We start from the raw sequence: 24,427 nt of genomic DNA on the forward strand, positions 1-24,427 counted from the left end.
GAGAGCGCCCCAACCCGGAGGCGCGGAACGCACCCGAATCACCGGCGATCACCCCCGAGCGACAACCACTGGTCGCGCCTGAACACTTCACGCACAACCTGCCGGACAGGCTCCACCGAACGGCGAAGACCCCCCTGCCCAAGGGCCGGCTCCACTGCCGCCGTCCCTACTCGGTGGGGACCCAAGGAAACCCGCTGACCCGATTGGCTGTCGGAGAAGGGGAATGGACCGAGCGTCGCCGATCGTGGTGCATTCTCGCCGCCCGCACAAGGGGGTTCGTTACTGGCTAGTAACGGCCGGATAACCGAACAACGACCCGTCGGTATCGGCCGACAACTCTGGGTGGCACCAAGGGCGGTGACAAAGTGATCGAACCTTGGACGGAATCCGACAGATCACCGCCTCTGACTTACTCGCAGTAACAGCGGCCACGTTTACCAAGTTTTGGTAAAACGCGGCCGCAGTGTCGCTCTGTCGCCAAATCCTTCACTCGGGCACCACGGGTCCCGACGTTTAGCGACTGGTCAGAACAGGGCCCGGGCCAGCGCCCGGCGCGCCGCGGCGACACGGGGGTCGTCGGGTCCCACGACCTCGAAGAGCTCAAGAAGCCGTACGCGCGCCGCGTCCCGGTCGTCACCCGCTGTACGCGCCACCGCGTCGACGAGCCGCCCGAAGGCGTCCTCGACATGGCCGCCCACCAGATCCAGGTCGGCGGCGGCGATCTGCGCCGCTACGTCACCGGGATTGTCGGCGGCCTCCTTGCGCACCTGCTGCGGGTCGGCGGCCTGCACCCGCTGGAGCAACTCGGCCTGGGCCAGGCCGAGCTTGGCCTCCGTGTTGCCCGGGTCGTCACTCAGCACGTTCTTGTACGCCTGCACCGCGCCGCCGAAGTCGCCCGCGTCCAGGGCCTGTACGGCGGCTTCGAGCAGCGCGTCGTACGGACCGGCCGGGACCTGGGGCTCCGCGGGCTGCTCGCCCTGCTCGCCGTCCGGGTCGACGGTCAGGCCCGTCAGACCGAAGCGCTCCTCGGCGACCTGTACGAGCTGGTCGAGGGTGCCCCGGATCTGGGCCTCGGGGGCGGCGCCCTGGAAGAGCGGCAGGGCCTGCCCGGCCACCACCGCGAACACCGCCGGGATCCCCTGGATCCCGAACTGCTGCATCAACATCTGATTCGCGTCGACGTCGATCTTGGCGAGGACGAACCGGCCGTTGTACTCGGCGGTGAGCCGCTCCAGGAGCGGGCTGAGCTGCTTGCACGGCTCGCACCACTCGGCCCAGAAGTCGATGACGACCGGCACCTCGGTGGAGCGCTGCAGGACGTCCCGCTCAAAACCCGCCTCGTCGACGTCGATGACGAGACTCGACGGCGACACCGCGGAGACGGCTCCGCCGCCCTGCCGCGCCGCTTCCGCACGCGCCTGCTCCGCCTTCGCCTTGGCCTCTTGGGCCGCCTTCACCGCGGCGAGGTCGACGACTCCGCTCATGGACATGTTCCGTGGCTGCATGCGTCTATCCTCCCCCCTCCGCGCGCCTGTGTGAAAAGCGTTGTGAAAGCTGGTCGCTCACGTGGTCCAGTACTGGTCAACGTCGGTCCTGGCGCCGGGTCCCCACCTGGCGCCGCGCGGTTGTCGCTCACGCACGAGCTTTCGCTACGGGTCGTAGCGTAACTGTCCCGGGGGAATCACGGCAGGCACCTTTCGGTGATCTCCCTCACGACTCCACCGAATCCCCTTACTCAGCAGTCCCCGGATATGGTCACCGGCATGCAGAGCCGCACCTCCGCCCCCCGCACCGGGCGTCCCCGCAGCGCCGCCGCGGACACCGCGATCCTGGCGGCGACACGTGCGGCTCTCGTCGAACTGGGCTGGTCCAAGCTGACGCTGGGGGACGTGGCGACGCGTGCCGGGGTCGCGAAGACAACCCTCTACCGCCGGTGGGCGGGCAAGAACGAACTCGTGGTCGACGCGGTGGCGGCGCTCTTCGACGAGCTGGAGCTGCCCGACCGGGGGAGCCTCGCGGCGGACATCGAGGGCGTGGTGCTCCAGTTCGCGGCGATCCTCGCCCGTCCCGAGGCGAAGAGCGGGCTCATGGCGGTGCTGGCCGAGTCGACGCGGGACGACGCGTTGCGGGAGCGGATCCGGGCGTCGGTCGTCGACCGGCAGAAACGGCTGGTCCTGGAAGGGCGTCGGCGGGCCCAGGTCCGGGGCGAACTCCCTCCGGAGTCCGACCCCTCGGCCGCCGGCCGCACGGTCGATCTCATCTTCGACATGGTCGCCGGTGCGGTGGTCCACCGAACCCTCGTCAGCGCCGAACCGGTCGACCCGACCTGGGTCCACGACTTCACCCGGGTCCTGCTGCTGGGCCTCGCGGGCGCGGCCACGACCGAGACTTGACCTTTTTTCGCCCCCGCCGCCCCTACCCGTTCCCTTCCCCTGGGGGCTGGCGCCCCCGGACCCCCACTGAAGTTCAGCCCCTCCGGCGTTTGAGGAGCGGGGGTTCGGGGGCGGAGCCCCCGAGTAAGTGACGGGAATGGGTAGGGGCGGCGGGGGCGAGGAAGAGGCTAGAACCCCGCCGGTTCCGTGTACTCGCCCCACTCGTCCCGGAGGGCGTCGCAGATTTCGCCGAGGGTCGCCTCGGCCCGCACCGCGTCGAGCATCGGCACGATCATGTTGGACCCGTCCCGCGCGGCACCGAGCATCGCGCGAAGGGCGGCATCCACAGCCGACTCGGAGCGAGAAGCCCGACGCCCCGAGAGCACCCGAACCTGCTCCCGCTCCACCTCATGACCGACCCGCAGAATCTCCAAGTCACCAGTGACAGAGCCGTGGTGGACGTTGACACCCACAACCCGCTTCTCCCCCTTCTCCACGGCCCGCTGGTACCGGAACGCCGACTCCGCGATCTCCCCGGTGAACCACCCGTCCTCGATCCCCCGCAGAATCCCGGACGTGACGGGCCCGATCGGATGCACCCCGTCGGGATGCGCCCGCACCCCCCGCTCCCTGATCTGCTCGAAGATCCGCTCCGCGTCCGCCTCGATCCGGTCCGTCAGCTGCTCGACGTACCAGGAACCGCCCAGCGGATCAGCGACGTTGGCGACACCGGTCTCCTCCATCAATACCTGCTGCGTACGCAGAGCGATCTCCGCCGCCTGCTCGGACGGCAGGGCGAGCGTCTCGTCAAGCGCGTTCGTGTGCAGCGAGTTGGTGCCGCCCAGCACCGCCGCGAGCGCCTCCACGGCCGTACGCACCACGTTGTTGTACGGCTGCTGCGCGGTGAGCGAGACGCCCGCCGTCTGCGTGTGGAAGCGCAGCCACTGCGCCTTCTCGGACCGCGCCCCGTACACGTCCCGCATCCACCGCGCCCAGATCCGCCGCGCGGCCCGGAACTTGGCGATCTCCTCGAAGAAGTCGACGTGCGCGTCGAAGAAGAAGGACAGCCCCGGCGCGAAGACGTCGACGTCGAGCCCGCGCGACAGCCCCAGCTCCACGTACCCGAACCCGTCCGCCAGCGTGTAGGCCAGTTCCTGCGCGGCCGTGGAGCCGGCCTCACGGATGTGGTAGCCGGAGACGGACAGCGGCTTGTACGCGGGGATCCTCGCCGCGCAGTGCTCCATCAGGTCGCCGATGAGGCGCAGATGCGGCTCGGGCTGGAAGAGCCACTCCTTCTGCGCGATGTACTCCTTGAAGATGTCGGTCTGGAGCGTGCCGTTGAGCACCCCCGGGTCCACGCCCTGCCGCTCGGCGGCCACCAGGTACATGCAGAAGACCGGGACGGCCGGCCCGCTGATCGTCATCGACGTCGTCACGTCGCCCAGCGGGATGTCCTTGAACAGGACCTCCATGTCGGCCGCGGAGTCGATCGCGACCCCGCAGTGACCGACTTCCCCGAGCGAGCGCGGATCGTCGGAGTCGCGCCCCATGAGCGTGGGCATGTCGAAGGCCACGGAGAGCCCGCCCCCGCCGTTGGCGAGGATCTTCTTGTACCGCTCGTTGGTCTGCTCGGCGTTCCCGAACCCGGCGAACTGCCGGATGGTCCACGTCCGCCCCCGGTAGCCGGTCGCGTAGAGCCCTCGCGTGAAGGGGTACTCCCCGGGCCAGCCGATCCGCTCGAACCCGTCGTAGTCGCCCCCGGGCCGAGGCCCGTACACGGGCTCCACCGCGTCACCGGAAAGCGTGGTGAAGTCGGCCTCCCGCTTGTGCGAGGCGTCGTACCGGGCCTGCCAGCGACGGCGGCCCTCCTCGATGGCGTCAGCGTCCATACCATCAAAGTTACTAGGACGTCCTAGTAATGGTCGATGGCAAACCGCCACAGATCACACCCGTGGCGGTGAGGGCGGGGCGAGGGCCGGAGCGGTGATGGCACCCGGCCCGTCAGTCCGTCACGCCTTGGCGACCGCGCCCGCGTCCTCCGTGACCTTGGCCTCCAGCTCGCGGCTGACCTTGCGCTCCACGAAGAAGGCGGCGGTGGGGACGGTGCCCGCGAGCAGCACCCACAGCAGCTTCGGGACCGGCCACTTGGCCTTGGAGCCCAGGTCGAAGGCGAAGACCAGGTAGACGACGTACAGCCAGCCGTGCGCGACGCTGACGACACGCGTGAAGTCCGCGGCACCGTCCAGGTCGAGCACGTACTTGCCGATCATCCCGAGGACCAACAGGACCAGCAGGACACCGGTGACGTAGGCCATGACGCGGTAGCGGGTCAGCACGCTCTTTTTCATGGCTACGAGCGTAACGACCGGTTCCGCACGATCTTCCGCCACCCCCGCCCGTCGTCGGGGCCCGGCAACGGGCCCCGCTAGGGGCGCTGGGCGGGACATCATGCGGCTCCGCCGCGTGGGCGCGACCGGCCCCCCACCGATCCGCAGTCGACGAACCGCGCCCGGCGGAGCTACTCGTCGAAGTCGTTCGCCGCCACTCTCAGCGGCCGCAGCATCGCGAAGATCTCCCGGCACTCCTCGGCGTCGTACACGCCGAGGCCGAAGTCCATCGCCATCAGGTCGCGAGTGGCGGCGTCACAGACCTCGCGGCCCTTGTCGGTGATGGAGGCGAGGGTGCCGCGGCCGTCGTTGGGGTTGGGGCGCTTGTCGACGAGACCGGACCGGGCGAGCCGGTCCACGGTGTTGGTCACCGACGTCGGATGCACCATCAGCCGTTCGCCGATCTTGGACATCGGCAGCTCGCCGGCCTTGGAGAAGGTGAGCAGCACCAGGGCCTCGTAGCGCGCGAACGTCAGCTCGTACGGCTTGACGACCGCGTCGACCTCGGCGAGGAGGATCTGGTGGGCGCGCATGATGGAGGTGATCGCGCCCATGGACGGCACGGATCCCCAGCGTTGCTTCCAGTGCTCGTCGGCACGGGCGATGGGATCGAAGGCAAGACTGAGCGGCTTCGGCACGGCAAGGACCCTACCGGCCGGTCATATCGTGGTCAGCCCCGTCTCGCGTATCGATATCCGCCCCCTTTTCCGCCTTCTCTCCCCGCCCCTTCACCGGCGCCTTCCCCTCGTCTCCCCGAACCCTTCCCGTACGCCGTACCTCCATCGCCAGGAGCACACAGCACACGGTCCCCAGCACGCCGACGCCGCCCACGACCGTGCTGACCGCCCAGATCTCGGCGGCCGCCCCGGCGAGCGCCATGCCGACGCCCTGGATCGTCATCAGTCCTGCCGTGTGCACGGTCATGGCCCGCCCGCGCAGTTCCTCGGGCACGGCGTCCACGAACCAGCGGTCGAGCCCGAGGGTGTACGCGCCCGCCGACCCGGCGAGCACCAGCACGAGCAGGATCCAGCCGAGGCCCGGGTGGAGGGGATAGAGGAGGAGCGGCAGGAGTCCGCCGCCCGCCAGGGGCAGGACGATCCGGGAGCGGGCCGCGGGCGACAGGGCGGCGCCGGCGTACAGCTCCCCCGCGATCGTCCCGACCGGCATCGCGCACATCAGCAGCCCGATCCAGGCCGTGCCGACCCCGGCCTCGTCCGCGTACGCGGCAGCCAGCGCCTCCGGCGCCACGACGAACATCGGCGGCACCCACAGGAGCAGCAGCAGCGCCCGGATCCGGCGGTCGCCCAGGACCTGCCGGGCGCCGGAGAGCGAGTACCGCACCAACGCCCCGCCCCCGGCCCGGGCCGGCCGGCGCCGCGTGCCCAGCCGCAGGAGCAGCGCCGAGGCGAGGAAGGTGCCCAGCGTGACGGCCAGTGCCCCGCGCGGTGACACGACGGTGAGCAGGACACCGCCGAGGCCGAAGCCCACGAGTACCGCGCTCTGCGACACGATCCGCAGCAGGGAGCGGCCGAGCACGAACAGGTCGCCGTCCCCGAGGATGTCGGTCAGCGTGGCCATCCGTGTCCCGCTGAACACCGGTGACACGGCCGCGATGACGCACCGCAGCACGAGCAGCGCGGCGACGGGTGTGGACGGCAGGGCCATCAGTGCCGCGCACCCGGCACACACCAGGTCGCAGACGACGAGCACCCGACGCGGCGGGAACCGGTCGGCCACGCCGGACAGCAGCGTGCCGCCCACCAGGTAGGGCAGGAAGCCCAGCGCGAACACCAGCGCGCTGAGCAGCGGCGACCCCGTCAGCTCGTACACGAGCACGGTCAGCGCGATCTCACTGACGACGACGCCGAGCAGCGAGAGCGCGTGTGCGAGGAACACGGCACGGAACTCGCGTACGGCGAAGACGGGACCGTAACCCGTCTTCTCGGGTGCGGGCAGCGTCGTGGTGCCCCTGTTCTCTTCCGGCATGTCCCGCAGCGTGCATGCGCGCGGGCCGCCCGCCGTAGAGTTTCGGTGTCAGCCGAATCTTCGCGATCGACCACGGCGGGAGGGCACGTGCCGTTCCATCTGCGCTTCGGCGAGGACGACCTCCTCAGGTGCCGCTTCGCGGTGTCCCCGCTGTGGGAGACCCAGGAGGCCGTCCGCACCCTCAACCGCCCCGAGCGGCACGGGTATCACGCGCACTGGCTCCGTCGTACGCGTTCGGCCGCCGCGGAGCTCGACCTCACACCGCTGTGGCTGCTGATGCCCCAGCGCGGGCACACTCCGGACTGGCTGGGACCTCCGCCGCTCGGCCCCTCGGCCACGTTCGACGAGGAGATCGCGGCGGTTCGCGGTGCCGACCCCGAGGCGGCCCGCGAGGACACCGCACTGGCGCTCGCGGACACCCCGGGCGCCCTCGAATCCCCGCGCGGGCGCTCCCTGCTGGCCGACCCGGTCCGCATGATCCAGGAGCTGACCGATCTGCTGGCCGCGGCCTGGCGCGCCCTGGTCGAGCCCGACTGGCCGCGGCTGCGCGCCCTCCTGGAGGCCGACGTGGTCTTCCACTCGCGCCGCCTGGCCGAGGTGGGCCTGGGCGGGCTGCTGTCCGAGCTGGACCGGCGGCTCGCCTGGGACGCCGGCACGCTCACGATCGACGTGAAGGGCGAGCACGTCCGCGAACTCGGCGGCCAGGGCCTGGTGTTGATGCCCAGCGTCTTCTCCTGGCCGAACGTGGTGAGCGGCTTCGAACCGCCCTGGCAGCCGACGCTGGTCTACCCGGCGCGCGGCATCGGGGGCCTGTGGGCCGAGCCGTCCGACCGCATGCCCGAGGCGCTCGCAGCGATCCTCGGCCGCGGCCGGGCCGCCGTCCTGACCGCGCTCGACGACCCCGCCACCACGACGGGCCTCGCGCACCGCCTCGGCCTCGCGCCCTCATCGGTGTCGGCGCATCTGTCGGCGCTGCGCGACGCGGGCCTGCTCGTCTCGCGCCGGTACGGACACCAGGTGCTGTACGAGAGGACGCCGCTGGGCATCGCGCTGGCGTCAGGCGGCGCCTGACGCCCCGACAAAAGCCCGGCAGGAGCCCGAGAGGAGGCGGCGGCCCACGGTGTCGCACCCCTGCCGGTCAAGTCCGTTATGTCACGATAGTCGGACATCGTCACTGACCGTCACCTTCGCCCAAGGGGGCAGGATGTTCCGGCAGACCCGTACCCGTACCCTCGCGGCGCTCGCCGTGCTCGGACTCGCGGCGGGCTGCTCGTCCGCACCCGAGGCCGACACCACCGCCGCCCGTGAGACGTCCGCACCGGCGAGCCCCGCCGCCGGTTCCCCGTTCTGGGTCGACCCCGCGAGCCCCGCGGCCCAGCAGGTACAGCGGTGGGAGCGGCAGGGGCGCGAGCGCGACGCCCGTCTCCTGAAGCTCATCGCGGACCGGCCCGCCGCGATCTGGCCCTCCGCCGAGCGCCCCGAGCCGAAGATCAGGGAGGCGACCGCGGCGGCGGCCCGGGAGGGGCGCACCGCGGTCTTCGTCGCGTACGACATCCCGCACCGCGACTGCGGACAGCACTCGGCGGGCGGGGCGTACGGCGCGGACGCCTACCAGGACTGGATCGACCGGTTCGCGCGGGCCATCGGCGACAGCGAGGCCCTGGTGGTGCTGGAGCCCGACGCGGTCGCGCACATCGTGGACGGCTGCACCCCGGGCGAGTACCACGCCGAGCGCGAACAGATGCTCTCCGAGGCGATCGTGCGGCTGAAGCGGCAGCCGCACACGAAGGTGTACCTCGACGCGGGCAACCCGGCCTGGATCCGGGAGTCGTGGAAGCTGGTCGAGCCTCTCAAGCGCGCGGGCGTCGCGAACGCCGACGGCTTCGCCCTGAACGTCTCCAACTTCCAGACGGACGAGACGACGAAGGAGTACGGCCGCCGGCTCTCGCAGGACCTCGGCGGCAAGCACTTCGTCGTGGACACCAGCCGCAACGGCAACGGCCCGCTGGACGGCGACCCCTCCCAGGCCTGGTGCAACCCGCCGGGCCGGGCGCTCGGCACCCCGCCCACCAAGGACACCGGCGACCCGCTCGTGGACGCCTACCTGTGGATCAAGCGCCCCGGGGAGTCGGACGGACAGTGCCGCGGGGGCCCGTCGGCGGGCCAGTGGTGGGCGGACTACGCGCTGAGCCTGGCCCGCAACTCCAAGGCGTAGCAGGCGACTTCACCTCTCGGTCGGTTTCACCTGACCTGGACCCACTTCGCCTCGGACGGTGTGCCGTCCGTGTCCGTCACGAACAGCATGTACCAGCCGGGCGGCACCAGCGTCCGGTCCTTCGGTACGTCCACGGTGACCGAGTCCTTCGTCTTGGTGAGCCCCAGCTCGATGGACCGCTGCTCGACGTCCGTGGTGTGGGTGACCGCGCTGGGCCGCATCAGACGGGCGTTCACGATCCGGTCCGGATACCGGGTGGCGAAGGTCGCACGGCCCTCGCCGTCGACCTCCTGCGGACCGTCGCCGAGTACGGGACGGGTCTTGGCGTTCTTGTGCAGGGTGGGCGGGGTGTAGATCTCCATGCGCTGCTCGAAGTGGCCGAGCTTGGTGTTCTGCTGGTCGTCGAAGAGCGGGTCGGAGCCGAACGTGGCGACCCGGCCGTCGGGCAGCAGCAGCGCCTCGGAGTGGTAGTTGCGGCCGACCCTGGGCGAGGCCGCCGAACGGAAGGAGTTGGACCGGGGGTCGTAGAACTGCGCCTTGAGGATGTTGCTGGCGCTGCGCCCGCGGTAGTCCGAGGAGCCGTTCGAGGTGAACACCGAGTCGTCCGGCATGATCACGCTGTTCAGGTAGCGGGTGCCCTGCGGAAGGTCGGGGCCGTCCTCGAAGACGGGGTTGTCCTTCTTGAGGTCGATGACCGCCGTGCGCGAGGTCGCCTTCTTGGACTCGCCGACGCCTCCGCCGCCGAGGATCATCACCTTCTGGTCCTGGGCCGGGGGCAGCAGCAGGGACGCCGACGTCTCCGTCTGGTCGGTGTCGCTCAGCCCCGGCACCTTCTCGAACTTGTTGGTCTTCAGATCCCACAGCCCGGGTTCGCGCCCCATGGTGGCGGGCCCGTAACCGGCGTTCGAGGCCGGGTAGAAGAGCTTGCCGCCCTTGGTGAGGAAGAGGGCGGGGTAGGTCGGGAAGTAGTGCTTGGGGCCCGGGGTCCACTTCTTGGTCTTCGGGTCGTAGATCTCGTTGTCGCCCGGGTCGATCACCCCGACGTCGTCGAGCCCGGAGACCGCGAGCACCCGCCCGTCCTCCAGACCGACCAGCGTCGGATACCAGCGGGCCTTGGCCATCGGCGCGACGGGTACGTACTTCTCCGCCGTCGGGTCGAACTCGTACGCGGCCTTGATCCCCTGGAAGTCCTGCTTGTCCATGGTGATCTTCTCGGAGAGGCCGTACGTGTTGGCCGCCTCCTTCCCCTTCAGGCCGACGATCTCGTACTGGGCCTGCTTGCCCGTGACCGCCCGCTGCCCCACCTCGGTGGCCTCGACGAAGACCCGGGCCTCGCTCGCCGTGACCTTCGTCTTCCAGGGCTGCATCACACCGGCCCTGTTGTACTTGATCTCCTGCGTGCGCTTGGCCTTGGGGACGGTGACGTCGAACCTGCTGACGTACTCCACCCCGGTCGGCGAGCGGAAGCGGGTGCCCTTCTTGAGGACGACCGGCTTGTCCGGGTTCTCGTTCTTCACGCGCATACCGCCGCCGGCCCGGTCGACCTCGCCGTCGAGCAGCTCGTAGCGGGCCGTGCCGCCGGCCACCAGCATTCTGCCGCTGGGGAGTTGGGCGTGGCCGGCGCAGAAGAAGTCGTCCGGGGTGGGGATCTTCTTGAAGGTGTCGGTCCTCGGGTCCCACAGGACGGTGTCGAAGGAGCCCTTGTCGAACTTCTTCTGCTCGTTTCCGGAGCCCGCGACGATCAGCACCTTGCCGGTGTGCAGGAGCGCCGCGTGGATGGCGTTGGTGCGGAACTCCCTGGGAATGTCCAGGTGCTTCCAGGAGCCGTACTTCGCCTTGTAGCCGGGCTGGGCGATCTTGTACTCGTAGTACTGCTCCGAGGCGAAACCGATCGCGGCCGGGGCGTTGAGTCCGGCGAGCAGTGCGACGCCGCCTATGCCGAGCAGCCTCTTCTGGGCCTTCTTCGAAGGGCGGTAGGCCATGGGCTAGTTACCTCCTGTCGTACCGCTGGAGACCGTCCCGCTGGGGATCGAGCCACTGGGAAGCGTGCCGCCGGCGCTGAAGGCCGGCGCGGGTGCCTGCTCTCCTTCCGTGACCCGGGCGACGGCGGGGGCGACGCGCTGCCGGGCCCGGCGTTCCTGGAACCGGGTGCCGAGCCACACGCCGACCGGGGCGAGGGAGATGGCCAGGGCGAGGACGGACCAGGTGCGCATGGCCGCGTGCGTGTGCCCGAGGACGAACGACGCCACCAGCGAGGCCGTCAGGACGGCCGCCCAGAACAGGTGGATCCGGAAGGTCAGCACCCGGTCCGGGCTGGCGCCGCCGCCCTTCGGGGTGACCACGAACCGGCTGGGGCGGCGGACCACGGCCGCGCCGAGCGACTTGAGGTAGATCGGCGCGGAGAGGGCCGACATCGCCATGCCGGCGAGGCCGCCCGAACCTTCCGGTTCGTGCGGGGAGACGTTGTGCCGCCGGTTCCAGAGGTAGAGGCCGATCTGGAGGGCGGCGGCGTCGCTGTAGAGCATCAGCCACATCGAGGCGGCGACCTGGGTGCCGGACGCGCCGAACCACAGGAACAGGACGCAACTGAGGATGCCCAGCAGCCAGTTGACGGCCGTCATCGGGTAGTAGACGAGCATCATCGTGTACGAGAACAGCCGGCCGGGCGGCATCGTGAAGGGCGCCTTCCAGTACTGCTTGAACAGCGTCTCGTACGTGCCGCGCGACCAGCGCATCTGCTGGGTGAAGAAGTCCGTCCAGGAGGCGGGGCCCTCGCCCACGGCCAGCACGTCGGGTGTGTAGACGGACTGCCAGTGGTGGCCGGTCCTCGGGTTCTTGCGCCGGTGCAGTTCGAACCCGGTGGCCATGTCCTCGGTGATGGAGTCGTACAGCCCGCCCACCTGCCGGACGGCCGCCATCCGTACGACGTTGTTGGTGCCCACGAACATGGGGGCGCGGTAGCGGTTGCCGGCGCGCTGGATCAGCGCGTGGAACAGGAACTGCTGGGACTCGGCCGCCTTGGTGACCGGAGTGGTGTAGTTGCCGTACACCTGCGGGCCGACGACGAACGCGACGTCCGGGTCGCGGAAGTAGCCCATCATCCGCTCCAGGTACTCGGGGAGCGGGACGTGGTCGGTGTCGACGGAGGCGAAGTAGTCGTACTCGCCGCCGTGCATCGCGATCCACGCGTTGTAGTTGCCGTGCTTCGTACGGGCCTTGTGGACGCCCTTGGCCCTGTTCCACTCGGGGACGCCGTGGCGGGTGAAGTGGCGTACGCCCAGCTCGACGCAGAGGGCCTTGGCCTGTTCGTCGTCGCCCTCGTCGAGGAGCCAGACGTCGAGGAGGCCGGGGTGGGTGACGCGGACGGCGCCTTCGAGGGTGGCGCGGACCATGGAGAGGGGCTCTTTGCCCGGGACGTACGTGGTGAGGAAGGCGACCCTGGTTCCGCGCTCGGGGGTCACGGGGACCGGGTCCCTGGCGACCATGGTCGCGTGGGCGATGGACACCACGTTGACGACCATGAACAGCTCGATCAGGCCGATGGATATGAGCATCGTGATGTCGAGACCGACGAGCCAGCGGGTGCCGCCTTCTCTGGCGACCCAGTGGGTCGGCCAGACCAGGTAGACGAGGAGCAGCCCCGTGAGCAGCGGGGCGAGCGTCATGAGCAGGACGGCTCGTATTCGGTGGGGCTCGCGCGACAGGAGCTTGGTGTACTGCACCCGGTACGCGGTGCCGGACGGCTCCGTGAGCGGTCCGGCCAGTTGGCTGTGGGTGTCGTAGTCGTAGCCCTCCGGCCGCACAGCGCCCTCCAGTGATCGAACGAGCCGATACCCACACAAAAGTGGCATTTGGTCGGCGTGTCGAACGGAGAGGGTCCAGTTGGGGGTAGGGGGCGAGGCGTTGTCGATTCACCTGCGGGCGGGCGGAGCTTGCTCGCGCAGTTCCTCGTGCCCCTAAAAGATTGCGCAGTTCCCCGGCGCCCCTCAGGCGGTTGGGGGCGCGGGGAACCGCGCGAGCAACTCAAGACGGCCGGCACGCGACGGAGCGGCCTCAGCCACCGTCCTCAGGGGCGCGGGGAACTGCGCGACAAGCCCCCACCGGCCCGCACCCACCACACAACCCCCCGTGGAAGCGGCAAGGCAGGGCGGCTACACCGACAGGTGGCGCTCCACCGTGTCGACCTTGGACGTCAGTCCGTCCGTGACCCCGGGCCGGATGTCCGCCTTGAGGACGAGCGAGACCCGCGGCGCCCGCTCCTCCACCACAGCGACGGCACGCTTCACGACGGCCATCACCTCATCCCACTCCCCCTCGATCGAGGTAAACATCGCGTCGGTACGGTTCGGCAGCCCCGACTCCCGCACGACCCGCACGGCGTCGGCGACGTACTCACCCACGTCCTCGCCGACACCCAGCGGCGTCACGGAGAAGGCGACGATCATGCGCTGACGATCCCCTCGTTGCGGGCGCGGGACGCGATGAGCGCGCTCTCCGCCTCACGCTTGAGCTTGCGCTCGGCGAAGAAGCCGCCGGTCGGCAGCACGGAGAGGACGAAGTAGAGGGCCGCGGTCTTCAGGTCCCACTTGGCGCGGTTCCAGGCGTCGGCCCAGAAGATCAGGTACAGGATGAAGAGGACGCCGTGGACCATGCCCATCACGGGTACCGCGTTGAAGTCCGTCGTCCGCTTCAGCACCGAGCAGACCAGCAGGAGAAGGAAGGAAACGGCCTCGGGGGCCGAGACCAGACGGAGACGACGGAGGGCGGAGGCGGTCTTGATGTCCACGAGTCACCTTCGGTGGGAGGAGTCTGGGGTGGATTCGGAAGGGGTGCCGGTGCCGCGCCGACGCTTTGTGAACGCACGCACAAGCTTTCCCATTGAAGCATCCGGGCCGCTGTCCTCCGGCCGCGGGGTCCGGGCCGCCGGGACCTGACCGACCGGACTCAGGGGTGTTTTCAGGGACGGATCATCCCGAAGGATCTGTTCGGCGACCAGGCCCGACGGCTACCGTCGTCATCGTGGCGATGTTCCGACTGCAAGGCAGCAAGGTGCTGGCCGTCGACATGACCGGCGACGCCGTGAAGGCGAAGAACGGCTCGATGGTGGCGTACGACGGTCAGATGGCCTTCAAGAAGCTCAGCGGCGGTGGCGAGGGGATCCGCGGCATGGTGACGCGCCGGATCACCGGTGAGCAGATGACCCTCATGGAGGTGAAGGGGCAGGGGACCTGCTGGTTCGCCGACCGGGCCAGCGAGATCAATCTCGTGGACCTGCGCGGCGACAAGCTGTTCGTCGAGTCGAGCAATCTGCTCGCGACCGACTCCGGCCTGCGTACGGGCACGTCCTTCACAGGACTCAGGGGTGCCTCGCAGGGCAACGGGCTCTTCACGACGACCATCGAGGGGAACGGCCAGGCGGCGATCATGTCGGACGGACCGGCCGTGGTGCTGCGGGTCAGCTCGCAGTATCCGCTGACCGTCGACCCGGGGGCGTACATCGCCCATCAGGGCAATCTGCGGCAGTCCTTCCAGTCCGGTGTGACGTTCCGCACGTTCATGGGCGAGGGCGGCGGCGAGGCCTTCCAGATCCGCTTCGAGGGCGACGGCGTCGTGTACGTACAGCCCAGTGAGCGCAACTCGATCGCGGGAGATGTGTGACATGCCCTTCCGTGAGATCAACTCGAAGATGATCGAGGCCACGGTCATGCCGGGGCAGCGGCTGTTCAGCCAACGCGGCGCGATGCTCGCCTACAAGGGCGAGGTGTCCTTCACCCCCAACATGCAGGGCGGCCAGGGCGGCCTCATGTCGATGATCGGACGGCGGGTGGCCGACGAGGCGACTCCGCTGATGACCGTCGAGGGCTCCGGCACGGTCCTGTTCGGGCACGGCGGCCACCACATCCAGGTGATCAGCCTGACCGGCGAGACCCTGTACGTGGAGGCGGACCGGCTGCTCGCCTTCGACGGCACCCTGGAGCAGGGCACGATGTTCATGGGCTCGCAGGGCGGGGTCATGGGCATGGTGCGCGGCCAGGTGACGGGGCAGGGGCTGTTCACCACGACCCTCAAGGGACACGGCAGCGTCGCCGTCATGGCGCACGGCGGGGTCATCGAGGTGCCGATCAGCCCGCAGCGCCCGGTCCATGTCGACCCGCAGGCGTACGTCGCCCACCACGGGGACGTGCGCAACAAGCTGTCCAGCGCGCTCGGTCTGCGCGATCTGGTGGGCCGCGGCTCGGGCGAGGCGTTCCAGTTGGAGCTGACCGGGAGTGGTGCGGTGTACGTGCAGGCGTCGGAGGAGAAGCTGTGACCACCTACCCGGGCGCGGGCCCCGTGATCCACGACCCGTCGACGCTGCCGGTCGACGACAACGTGAACGCGTACACCTTCTGCGTGGAGCTCAAGGGGAGCGAGTGGTTCCTGCAGAAGGGCAAGATGATCGCGTACTACGGCTCGATGGAGTTCAACGGCATCGGGCACGGTCGTCTCGACCGGCTGGTGCGGACGAGTTTTCATTCGCCGTTGCACGCGAGCGACTGGGTCGTGGCCTCCGGCTCGGGCAAGATGCTCCTCGCCGACCGGGCCTTCGACGTGAACTCCTTCGACCTGGAGGAGGGCAACCTGACCATTCGCTCGGGCAACCTCCTCGCTTTTCAGCCAAGTCTCGCGCTCAAGCAGTCGATCGTGCCGGGCTTCCTCACGCTGATCGGGACGGGCAAGTTCGTGGCCGCGTCGAACGGTCCCGTGGTGTTCATGGAACCGCCGATCCGGGTCGACCCGCAGGCGCTGGTCGGCTGGGCCGACTGCCCCTCGCCGTGCCACCACTACGACCACGGGTACATGACAGGCCTGATGGGCGGTCTACGTGCGCTGACGGGCGTCGGCGGGGCCTCCGGGGAGGAGCACCAGTTCGAGTTCGTGGGTGCCGGCACGGTCCTGCTCCAGTCCAGTGAGGCCCTGATGGCGGAGCAGGCCGCGGGTGCGGTGCCGAACCAGGCCGGAGTGCCGGGCGGTGGCGGGGTACCCGGCCACCAGGGACAGCAAGCCGGCGCACCGCGTCTTCCCGGACAGCTGGGAGACCTCCAGCGTCGCTTCGGGCTGTGAGCGGTAGTCTGCGGAGTGTGACGTCGAACGTGTGCGCGCCGTCATGCAACCCTCACTAGTTCCCTTTTCAACATCTTAGGTAGAATTCATACATGGAGACCGAGACGGCCACTCGCTGGCTGACCGATGCGGAGCAGTGCGCCTGGCGCACCCACCTGGAGGTCAACAGGCTGTTGACGTACCAGCTCGAGAGGGACCTCCAACCGTTCGGCCTGACGATGAACGACTACGAGATCCTGGTGAACCTCTCCGAGTCGGAGGGCGTACGAATGCGGATGAGCGACCTCGCGTCCGCCACCCTCCAGTCCAAGAGCCGCCTCTCCCACCAGATCACCCGCATGGAGAACGCGGACCTGGTCAGGCGCGAGAACTGCGAGTCCGACCGCCGTGGGCTGTACGCCGTGCTCACGGACCACGGCATGGAGACGATGAAGAAGGTCGCGCCTCATCATGTGGCGTCCGTGCGGCGGCACTTCATCGACCTCCTCTCGCCGGAGGCCCTGGAAGAGCTCCACAAGTCCCTGACCCCGATCGCGGAGCACCTGCGGGGGCAACGGGGACGTTCGTAGCGCGGAAAGCGGCCGGCCAGGCAGGTCTGGCGAAGTCCACCGCGGTTCGGCAGCGCCCCGAAGGGGCGCGGGGAACTGCGCGACCTGGGGGCACCTCCCGGCCGAAGGCTGGGGGACCATGACGGCGCCGCAGACGAACGACGGCACATCGCGGCACTTCCGGCGAAGCGCTCAGCGCAGTGGCAGGCGGAGTTCGAACAGGGCTCCGCCTGTCGGTGCGTCCCGGACGGTGAGTGATCCGCCGTGCCGGACGGCGACACCGCGGGCGATGGCGAGGCCGAGACCGGCTCCGCCGTCGTCGCGGGTACGTGCCTCGTCGAGCCGTACGAACCGCTCGAAGATCCGCTCGCGCTCGGCGGCGGGCACGCCCGCGCCGTCGTCGGCGACCCCTACGACCGCCCACTCCCCCGAGCGCCGCACGGTCACGGTGACCGAGGTCCGCGTGTGCCGCTGGGCGTTGTCCAGCAGATTGCCGAGCACGCGCGTCAGCTGACCGCGGGATCCGCTCACTTCCACGGCGTCCGCGTCCACGGACACCTCGACCCCGTCCCCGACCCGCTGGCTCGCCTCCTCGCGGACGAACGCCGCCAGGTCCAGGGGCGCGTCCGCCGACCGCTCCCCCGCGTCCAGCCGGGCGAGCAGCAACAGGTCGGCGGCGAGCCGCTGCAGTCGTACGGTGTCCTCGACGGCGCCCTCGACATCGAGCAGCTCCGGGTGCGCGGCGCCCACTTCGAGCTGGGTGCGCAGTGAGGCGATGGGGCTGCGCAGCTCGTGCGAGGCGTCGGCGACGAACGCGCGCTGCCGTTCCACCGAGGCCTCCAGCGCGGCGAGCGTCTCGTTCGTCGTACGGGCGAGGCGGGCGACCTCGTCGTGGGTGGCGGGCTCGGGGACGCGTCGCGAGAGGTCCTCGGAGGCCGTGATGGCGGCCATCTCGGCCCGGATCCCCTCCACGGGTTGCAGAGCCCGCCTGGTGACGACGTACGTCACCCCGCTGACCGTCACCAGCAGCAGGGGCAGGCCGATCAGCATGGCCGTCAACGCCGTACCGACAGCGCTCTGTTCGGCGGAGAGCGGAGCGCCCGCGTAGACGGTGAGCGGGACACCCCCCTTCGTGACCACGTCGACCCCGGCGAACCGGTAGTCGTCGGTCTCCCCTTCGACGGTCGCGGTGCCCTCGCCGTACCAGGTCTCGTCGGCGATTTCGCCGGCTTTGAGAGCGTCCTCCTCGTCGGCCAGTCCCTCGTCCTTGTCGCCGGCGTCGTCATTGGCGACGGAGTTCAGCCGGTCCGAGGCCCTGGCGGCCACGCTCATGCCCTCGACGTCCTCGCCGAAGACGACGGCCTTCCCCTTCCGGTCCAGGACCTCGACGGGGTTCTCGTCGCCGTCCGGCAGGTCGAGATCGTTGTACGCGAGCCCGTTCGACAGCGCCGAGGCGGCGTTGCGGGCCACCGAGTCGGCCTCGGTGTCCGCCTGGCCGATGAGGCTGGCCCGCAGCGCGAACAGCACGGCGGCGCCCGCGGCGACCAGGGCTATGGCGACGACGAGGGTCGCGGCGAGCGTGGCGCGGGCCCGTACCGATCTCATTCGCCGCCTCATGCCCGTACCTCCAGTCTGTATCCGGCCCCGCGGACGGTCTTGATGAGCTCCGGGCCGAGCTTGCGGCGCAGGGTGCTGATGTAGACCTCGACGATGTTCGGGTCTCCCTCGTACGCGAAGTCCCAGACGTGCTCCAGGATGTCGGCCTTCGACACGACCTCCCCGGCCCGCACGACGAGCTGCTCGAGGACGGAGAACTCCTTGGTGGTCAGGGTGATCTCGTCGTCCGCGAGGAACACGCGCCGGGCGGCGGTGTCGACCTTCAGGTTCCCGATCTCGTACACGGGCGAGGCTCCGCCCGACGGGCCGCGCCGCCGCAGCAGCGCCTTCACCCGGGCGACGAGGACGACGTACGAGAAGGGCTTGGTCAGATAGTCGTCGGCGCCCGTGTCGAGGCCCTCGGCCTCGTCGTACTCGCCGTCCTTGGCGGTGAGCATCAGGATCGGCACGTCGTGTCCCGCGGCGCGCAGGGCGCCGCACACGCGGTAGCCGTTCATCCCGGGCAGCATGATGTCGAGGATGACGAGGTCGTACGAGCCCTCGCCGGCCATGTGCAGCCCCTCCAGGCCGTCGTGGACCACGTCCACGGCGTATCCCTCGGCCGTCAGGCCCTTGGCAAGCGACAGGGCGAGCCGCTTTTCGTCCTCCACGATCAACAGGCGCATGCGCCCAGCTTGGCAAACCGAACCTGAAGACACCTTCAGGAGGCTTCAGGTCGGCTTCAGCGTCGGTCGGCCAGATTGGTTCCTGTCGAACAGCAGACGAGGCAAACAAGCCAGCTGCAACCGGCGACAACATCCGTTACTGGTTGCAACCAGTCGCATTCTGGAGGAATCACCATGAAGCGCAACGTCGTCATCGCCACCATCGCGGCCGCAGCCCTGATCGGCGGCGGCACCGCGACCGCCCTCGCGGTCTCGGGTGACGAGGAGGCGCCGGCAAAGAAGTCGAACGTGCAGGTGTCGAACGACGACACCGGCCGTGACGACGACACCGATGTGAACGACACGGACGACAACGACGCGGACGACAAGGCTGAGGACAAGGCCGACGCGGCCGAGGACAGGGCCGCGAAGGACAACGGCGAGGACGCCGAGGACAAGGCCGAGAACGCCGCCGACGCCAAGGTCGCGCAGGTCGATGCCGCCGACGCGATCAAGGCGGCGCTGAAGAACACGAAGGGCACGGCCGTCTCGGCCGACCTGGACGACGAGGGCACGAAGCACGTGTGGGACGTGGACATCCTCACCAACGGCGGCGCCTGGCACAGCGTCCAGGTCGACCCCGCCACCGGCAAGGTCGTCGGCTCCCACGTCGACCGGGACGAAGACGGTGACGACGCCGCCGAGACCGCTCAGATCCGTGCCGCTCTGAAGGGCAGCTCCGTCACCGCCGCCGAGGCCGCGGAGGCCGGCGCCGCCAAGGGCACGGTGACCTCCGTCGACCTCGACGAGGAGAGCACGGACAAGGCCTGGGAGGTCGACACCACCGCCGCCAACGGCACCGGCAGCGACTGGAGGGTCAACCCCGACTCCGGCAAGATCACGGCGGACCGCTCGAACGACTGACGTCTCCCCCTCTCTCCAGGTAAGGGCACCCGGCACCGGGTGCCCTTACCGGCGTCAGCGGGCTTGTTCCACCGAGCCGGCCTCCTGCTCCTGCTCCTGCTCCTGGGGCCGTGCGCGCGGATACCGGGTCCCCACTCCGACGGCTGCGGCCGCGAGGAGCGCCGCCCCGCCGGCCAGGGCGAACCCCGCTTCCACGGGCAGTCGGCCCACCAGCAGTCCCGCGGCCGCCGCACCCGTCGAGATACCCGCGTTCACCGCGGTGTTGACCCAGGCGCCGGCCTGGACCCGGGCGCCCGGCGCGGCGGACTCGTCGGCCACCAGATACGCGGTGGTCAGCGCCGGGGCGACGAAGAACCCGGCACACACGACGGCGCCGGTGAGCGTGGCCAGGCTCGGAGAGAGCCCGGCGACGGCCAGGGAGAGGCCGAGGCCCGCCGTCAGCGCGGGCAGTCGCACCCGGGCTCCGGCGCGCCACTCGACCGCGCCGTACAGCAGCCCGCCCGCGGCGCTTCCGGCCGACAGCGCGGCGAAGATCCACGCCACGGTGTCGTCCCCGTGGCCCCGCTCCTCGGCGAAGGCCAGCACCAGCAGGTCGACGGCGCCGAGTGAGAGCCCGACGCCCGCGGCCACGACGACGGGCTGGACGAGTCCGCGCTCGATCCGCATCCGCATCCGCGCCCGTACGCGTGAGGCCTGTACGGCGACGCTCCTCACCACGGGTGAGGTGACGAACGCCAGGGTGCCGATGGCCACCAGCAGGGCGCTTATGGCGACTCCCGCGGCCGGGGGCGCGAACTGTACGACCACTCCCATCAGCAGTGGCCCCGAGACGAACAGCAGTTCCTCGGCGACGCCGTCCAGGCTGTACGCGCGCTGCAACAGCCGTCGGTCGGTGACGAGTTCGCCCCACACGGCCCGCATGGTGGGGCCGAGAGGCGGGGTGCACGCGCCCGCCGCGACAGCGGCCGTTCCCAGGACGGCCGCGGGTGCCCCGGGGCGCCAGGTCGCCGCGGCGAGTACGCCGAGCAGGCCCGCGTACAGCGCGGCCATCGGCAGCAGTGCGCGGCGCGGGCCGTGCCGGTCGACCAGGGCGGCCCTCAGGGGCGACAGAAACACGCTCGCGGCGCCGAAGAGCGCCATGATGACACCGGCCACGGCGTACGAGCCGGTGGCACGGCTCACCGCGAGCAGCACGGCCAGCGAGACCATGCCGTACGACAGCCTGCCCACGAGGGCGGCTGTGAAGGTTCGGGTGGCGTGGGGCATGCGCAGTACCGCGGCATACGAAGGCCGCGTCGAAGACGCCGACATGCGAAGGGTTCCTCAGAAAGAGGGCGCCGCCGGGGGCGTGCGCCCGGGCAATGGGGACGCCTGTGCTCCGCGACGGCTGCGCCTACCGCGCTGCCGATCGCGGGCCGGGACGGGCCCTATGCCAAGAGGAGGAACACGCCGATCAACGTACCAGCGCCCCCGGGCAGCCGACAGGACTTTTCTCGCCCCCGCCGCCCCTACCCATTCCCGTCACTACTCGGGGGCTCCGCCCCCGAACCCCCGCTCCTCAAACGCCGGAGGGGCTGGATTTTCAGCCCGTCCGGCGTTTGAGGACGAGGCCGTTCAGGCCGATGAGCGGGGGTCTGGGGGCGCAGCCCCCAGGGGCGGGACGGGAAGGGGCGGCGGGGGCGAGGAAACCCCGGGGTCAGGCCTCCGTCAGGCCTTCCACCAGTGAGTCCGCCGCCCGGTAGGGGTCCAGGTCGCCCGCGACGATGCGCTCGGCGAGGGCGCTGAGGCGCCGGTCGCCGTGAAGGTCGGCGATCCGTTCGCGCAGGGCCGTGACGGCGATCGTCTCGACCTCGCGAGAGGCCCGAGCGAGCCGCCGCTCGACGAGCACCCCCCGCTCCTCCATCCAGGCCCGATGCTTCTCCAGCGCTTCGACGACCTCGTCGATGCCTTCCTCCCGCGCAGCGACCGTCTTCACGATCGGCGGCCGCCAGTCCCCGGGCCCCCGGGACTCACCGAGCCCCAGCATGTGGTTCAGCTCACGGGCGGTGGCGTCCGCCCCGTCCCGGTCGGCCTTGTTGACCACGTACACGTCACCGATCTCCAGGATCCCCGCCTTGGCGGCCTGGATGCCGTCACCCATGCCGGGAGCCAGCAGCACCACACTCGTGTCGGCCTGCGACGCGATCTCGACCTCGGACTGCCCGACGCCCACGGTCTCCACGAGGACCACGTCGCACCCCGCCGCGTCCAGCACGCGGATCGCCTGCGGGGCCGCCCAGGCGAGCCCGCCGAGGTGCCCCCGCGTCGCCATGGAGCGGATGTAGACACCGGGATCCGACGCGTGGTCCGACATCCGCACCCGGTCCCCCAGGAGCGCACCGCCGGAGAAGGGCGAGGACGGGTCGACGGCGAGGACACCGACCCGCTTGCCCTGCCGCCGGTAGGCGGTCACGAGCGCCGACGTGCACGTCGACTTGCCGACACCGGGCGAGCCCGTGAGCCCCACGACGTACGCGTTGCCCGCGAGCGGCGCCAGTGCGGCCATCACCTCACGGAGCTGCGGGGACGCCCCCTCCACCAGGGAGATCAGCCGGGCCACGGCCCGCGGCCGGCCTTCCCTGGCCTGGGTCACCAGCGAGGCGACGTCCTGCATCACAGCTCCGTTCACGAGACGGGAAAACGCGTCAGACCTTGGGTACCCGCACGATCAGCGCGTCACCCTGCCCGCCGCCACCGCACAGCGCGGCCGCGCCCACTCCGCCGCCCCGCCGCTTCAGTTCGAGGGCGAGGTGCAGTACGAGCCGGGCGCCGGACATGCCGATCGGGTGACCGAGGGCGATGGCGCCGCCGTTGACGTTCACCTTTTCCGTGGACACGCCGAGGTCCTTCATTGACTGGACCGCGACGGCGGCGAAGGCTTCGTTGATCTCGATCAGGTCAAGATCCTCGACGCCGATGCCCTCCTTCTTGAGCGCGTGCTGGATCGCGTTCGACGGCTGCGACTGCAAAGAGTTGTCGGGTCCCGCGACGTTTCCGTGGGCGCCGATCTCCGCGATCCAGTCCAGTCCGAGCTCCAGCGCCCTGGCCTTGCTCATGACGACGACCGCGGCCGCCCCGTCGGAGATCTGCGAGGCCGAGCCTGCGGTGATCGTCCCGTCCTTCGCGAACGCGGGCCGCAGCTTGCCGAGCGACTCGGCGGTCGTCTCGGCACGGATGCCCTCGTCCTCGCTGAAGACGACGGGCTCGCCCTTGCGCTGCGGAATCCCGACCGGAGTGATCTCCGCCTCGAAGAGGCCGTTCTTCTGCGCGGCGGCGGCCCGCTGGTGCGAGAGGGCCGAGAAGTCGTCCTGCTCGGGCCGCAGAATGCCCAGGCGCGTGTTGTGCTTCTCGGTCGACTCGCCCATGGCGATGTTCTCGAAGGCGTCGGTCAGCCCGTCGTACGCCATCGCGTCGAGCATCTCGATCGCGCCGTACTTGTAGCCCTCCCGGGACTTCGGGAGCAGGTGGGGAGCGTTGGTCATCGACTCCTGGCCGCCCGCCACCACCACGTCGAACTCACCGGCGCGGATCAGCTGGTCGGCGAGCGCGATGGCGTCGAGCCCCGACAGACAGACCTTGTTGATCGTGAGCGCCGGGACGCTCATCGGGATGCCCGCCTTGACCGCGGCCTGGCGTGCCGGGATCTGCCCCGCCCCGGCCTGGAGCACCTGGCCCATGATCACGTACTGCACCTGGTCGCCGCCGATGCCCGCACGGTCGAGGGCGGCCTTGATCGCGAAACCACCGAGGTCGGCTCCGGAGAAGGACTTGAGAGAGCCGAGCAGCCGTCCCATCGGGGTGCGGGCACCCGCGACGATGACGGAGGTGGTGCTGTTCGTTCCAGACATGAGGAGCGATCCCCTTCCAGCTTGCACAGCTGAGGAGTGAACGAGGGTTTACTTGAAATGTACTGACCGGTACGCCACGCGTCATCCGGCGCGGTGTGTGATCGCGCGCACGTTGCGTAACCGCCTCAGGAGCGCTGCACTGACACCATGCTGACGCGAATCGACCACATCGGGATCGCCTGTTTCGACCTCGACAGGACTGTCGAGTTCTACCGTGCGACATACGGCTTCGAGGTCTTCCACTCCGAGGTCAACGAGGAGCAGGGCGTGCGCGAGGCCATGCTCAAGATCAACGAGACGTCCGACGGGGGCGCCTCCTACCTCCAGCTCCTGGAACCCACCCGCGAGGACTCCGCCGTCGGAAAGTGGCTGGCCAAGAACGGTGAGGGCGTGCACCACATCGCTTTCGGTACGGCGGATGTGGACGCGGACGCGGCTGCCATCGGCGACAAGGGCGTACGCGTGCTGTACGACGAGCCGCGCAGGGGTTCGATGGGGTCGCGCATCACCTTCCTGCACCCGAAGGATTGCCATGGCGTCCTGACAGAACTGGTCACATCGGCGCCTGTTGAGTCACCTGAGCACTGACCCGCGTACATAAGGGCCGGTAGGGTTGGGCACGGCCGCCGCCTCTTCGGGGTGGTCCGGGTCCTCATCGTCAGGATCCGAGGGCCGGGGTCCAGGTTTCGGGGGCGAGTGGCGGGGCAGCAGCGTGTGCTCCGCCGTTGATCTGACACCATTCC

General features: G+C 70.0%; 23 protein-coding genes. 9 read left to right on the forward strand and 14 right to left on the reverse strand.

The window, feature by feature from the left end; translation table 11 throughout:
• Positions 1–524 precede the first annotated feature (524 nt).
• On the reverse strand, positions 525–1,505 hold the full coding sequence (locus OG718_RS19290) for a tetratricopeptide repeat protein (protein WP_143636137.1): 981 nt from the start codon (positions 1,503–1,505) through the stop codon (positions 525–527).
• Positions 1,506–1,763: 258 nt separating this feature from the next.
• Here OG718_RS19290 and OG718_RS19295 point away from each other — a divergent pair, with 258 nt between their 5' ends.
• Positions 1,764–2,393 carry a TetR/AcrR family transcriptional regulator gene (locus OG718_RS19295; protein WP_143636138.1) on the forward strand — a complete coding sequence of 210 codons (630 nt, stop codon included), beginning with the start codon at positions 1,764–1,766 and terminating at the stop codon, positions 2,391–2,393.
• Positions 2,394–2,560: 167 nt separating this feature from the next.
• Here the strand turns inward: OG718_RS19295 and OG718_RS19300 are convergent, their stop codons facing one another.
• From OG718_RS19300 to OG718_RS19315, 4 genes are all read right to left on the reverse strand, one after another.
• Positions 2,561–4,261, reverse strand: a complete 1,701-nt coding sequence (locus tag OG718_RS19300) for an acyl-CoA mutase large subunit family protein (RefSeq protein WP_143636141.1) — start codon at positions 4,259–4,261, stop codon at positions 2,561–2,563.
• 120 nt (positions 4,262–4,381) lie between these two features.
• On the reverse strand, positions 4,382–4,720 hold the full coding sequence (locus OG718_RS19305) for a DUF3817 domain-containing protein (protein ID WP_143636143.1): 339 nt from the start codon (positions 4,718–4,720) through the stop codon (positions 4,382–4,384).
• Between the two features lie 170 nt (positions 4,721–4,890).
• Positions 4,891–5,397 carry a MarR family winged helix-turn-helix transcriptional regulator gene (locus OG718_RS19310; protein WP_143636144.1) on the reverse strand — a complete coding sequence of 169 codons (507 nt, stop codon included), beginning with the start codon at positions 5,395–5,397 and terminating at the stop codon, positions 4,891–4,893.
• Between the two features lie 10 nt (positions 5,398–5,407).
• The gene (locus OG718_RS19315) at positions 5,408–6,745 is read right to left on the reverse strand and encodes an MFS transporter (protein ID WP_328844682.1); all 1,338 of its coding nucleotides are present in this window, start codon (positions 6,743–6,745) and stop codon (positions 5,408–5,410) included.
• 87 nt (positions 6,746–6,832) lie between these two features.
• Here OG718_RS19315 and OG718_RS19320 point away from each other — a divergent pair, with 87 nt between their 5' ends.
• Both OG718_RS19320 and OG718_RS19325 read left to right on the forward strand, forming a co-directional pair.
• Positions 6,833–7,816: an ArsR/SmtB family transcription factor gene (locus OG718_RS19320; RefSeq protein ID WP_143636148.1), complete on the forward strand. Its 984-nt coding sequence runs from the start codon at positions 6,833–6,835 to the stop codon at positions 7,814–7,816.
• Positions 7,817–7,949: 133 nt separating this feature from the next.
• The gene (locus OG718_RS19325; protein ID WP_328844683.1) at positions 7,950–8,960 is read left to right on the forward strand and encodes a glycoside hydrolase family 6 protein; all 1,011 of its coding nucleotides are present in this window, start codon (positions 7,950–7,952) and stop codon (positions 8,958–8,960) included.
• Positions 8,961–8,986: 26 nt separating this feature from the next.
• Here the strand turns inward: OG718_RS19325 and OG718_RS19330 are convergent, their stop codons facing one another.
• The 4 genes from OG718_RS19330 to OG718_RS19345 all read right to left on the reverse strand — a co-directional run bounded on the left by OG718_RS19330 (position 8,987) and on the right by OG718_RS19345 (position 13,746).
• Entirely contained in the window at positions 8,987–10,942 is a 1,956-nt protein-coding gene (locus OG718_RS19330) for a kelch motif-containing protein (RefSeq protein ID WP_143636151.1), read from the reverse strand.
• A gap of 3 nt (positions 10,943–10,945) precedes the next feature.
• Positions 10,946–12,763, reverse strand: coding sequence for a glycosyltransferase family 2 protein (locus tag OG718_RS19335; protein WP_143636153.1), 1,818 nt, complete (start codon positions 12,761–12,763; stop codon positions 10,946–10,948).
• 348 nt (positions 12,764–13,111) lie between these two features.
• Positions 13,112–13,405 (reverse strand): MTH1187 family thiamine-binding protein, encoded by a 294-nt coding sequence (locus OG718_RS19340; protein ID WP_143636154.1) that lies wholly within the window; start codon positions 13,403–13,405, stop codon positions 13,112–13,114.
• On the reverse strand, positions 13,402–13,746 hold the full coding sequence (locus OG718_RS19345; RefSeq protein WP_143636156.1) for a DUF3817 domain-containing protein: 345 nt from the start codon (positions 13,744–13,746) through the stop codon (positions 13,402–13,404). The genes OG718_RS19340 and OG718_RS19345 overlap by 4 nt, the downstream gene beginning before the upstream one ends.
• Before the next feature lie 239 nt (positions 13,747–13,985).
• On the opposite strand from OG718_RS19345, the gene OG718_RS19350 reads away from it, so the two are divergent.
• From OG718_RS19350 to OG718_RS19365, 4 genes are all read left to right on the forward strand, one after another.
• Positions 13,986–14,618, forward strand: a complete 633-nt coding sequence (locus OG718_RS19350) for an AIM24 family protein (protein WP_143636843.1) — start codon at positions 13,986–13,988, stop codon at positions 14,616–14,618.
• A 1-nt stretch (position 14,619) separates the two neighbouring features.
• A complete protein-coding gene (locus OG718_RS19355) occupies positions 14,620–15,270 on the forward strand; it encodes an AIM24 family protein (RefSeq protein ID WP_055617944.1) in 651 nt (216 codons plus the stop codon).
• Entirely contained in the window at positions 15,267–16,064 is a 798-nt protein-coding gene (locus tag OG718_RS19360; RefSeq protein WP_143636157.1) for an AIM24 family protein, read from the forward strand. Before OG718_RS19355 ends, OG718_RS19360 begins: the two co-directional genes overlap by 4 nt.
• A 92-nt stretch (positions 16,065–16,156) precedes the next feature.
• Positions 16,157–16,633: a MarR family winged helix-turn-helix transcriptional regulator gene (locus tag OG718_RS19365; RefSeq protein WP_143636159.1), complete on the forward strand. Its 477-nt coding sequence runs from the start codon at positions 16,157–16,159 to the stop codon at positions 16,631–16,633.
• Positions 16,634–16,804: 171 nt separating this feature from the next.
• Here the strand turns inward: OG718_RS19365 and OG718_RS19370 are convergent, their stop codons facing one another.
• Together OG718_RS19370 and OG718_RS19375 are read right to left on the reverse strand one after the other, a co-directional pair.
• Positions 16,805–18,229, reverse strand: a complete 1,425-nt coding sequence (locus OG718_RS19370) for a HAMP domain-containing sensor histidine kinase (RefSeq protein ID WP_143636160.1) — start codon at positions 18,227–18,229, stop codon at positions 16,805–16,807.
• Positions 18,226–18,894 carry a response regulator transcription factor gene (locus OG718_RS19375; RefSeq protein ID WP_306937872.1) on the reverse strand — a complete coding sequence of 223 codons (669 nt, stop codon included), beginning with the start codon at positions 18,892–18,894 and terminating at the stop codon, positions 18,226–18,228. The genes OG718_RS19370 and OG718_RS19375 overlap by 4 nt, the downstream gene beginning before the upstream one ends.
• Before the next feature lie 174 nt (positions 18,895–19,068).
• On the opposite strand from OG718_RS19375, the gene OG718_RS19380 reads away from it, so the two are divergent.
• Complete coding sequence (locus OG718_RS19380; protein ID WP_143636163.1) at positions 19,069–19,797, forward strand: PepSY domain-containing protein; 729 nt, start codon at positions 19,069–19,071, stop codon at positions 19,795–19,797.
• Between the two features lie 54 nt (positions 19,798–19,851).
• Here OG718_RS19380 and OG718_RS19385 read toward each other — a convergent pair whose 3' ends face one another.
• The 3 genes from OG718_RS19385 to OG718_RS19395 form a co-directional block, all read right to left on the reverse strand.
• A complete protein-coding gene (locus tag OG718_RS19385) occupies positions 19,852–21,108 on the reverse strand; it encodes an MFS transporter (RefSeq protein ID WP_328844684.1) in 1,257 nt (418 codons plus the stop codon).
• A gap of 385 nt (positions 21,109–21,493) precedes the next feature.
• Entirely contained in the window at positions 21,494–22,450 is a 957-nt protein-coding gene (gene meaB / locus OG718_RS19390; RefSeq protein WP_143636166.1) for a methylmalonyl Co-A mutase-associated GTPase MeaB, read from the reverse strand.
• A gap of 31 nt (positions 22,451–22,481) precedes the next feature.
• Positions 22,482–23,684, reverse strand: a complete 1,203-nt coding sequence (locus tag OG718_RS19395) for an acetyl-CoA C-acetyltransferase (RefSeq protein WP_143636167.1) — start codon at positions 23,682–23,684, stop codon at positions 22,482–22,484.
• 147 nt (positions 23,685–23,831) lie between these two features.
• On the opposite strand from OG718_RS19395, the gene mce reads away from it, so the two are divergent.
• Complete coding sequence (mce, locus tag OG718_RS19400; RefSeq protein WP_143636169.1) at positions 23,832–24,272, forward strand: methylmalonyl-CoA epimerase; 441 nt, start codon at positions 23,832–23,834, stop codon at positions 24,270–24,272.
• Positions 24,273–24,427: the final 155 nt, after the last annotated feature.

It is taken from the genome of Streptomyces sp. NBC_00258 (assembly GCF_036182465.1).
Taxonomy (GTDB): Bacteria; Actinomycetota; Actinomycetes; order Streptomycetales; family Streptomycetaceae; genus Streptomyces.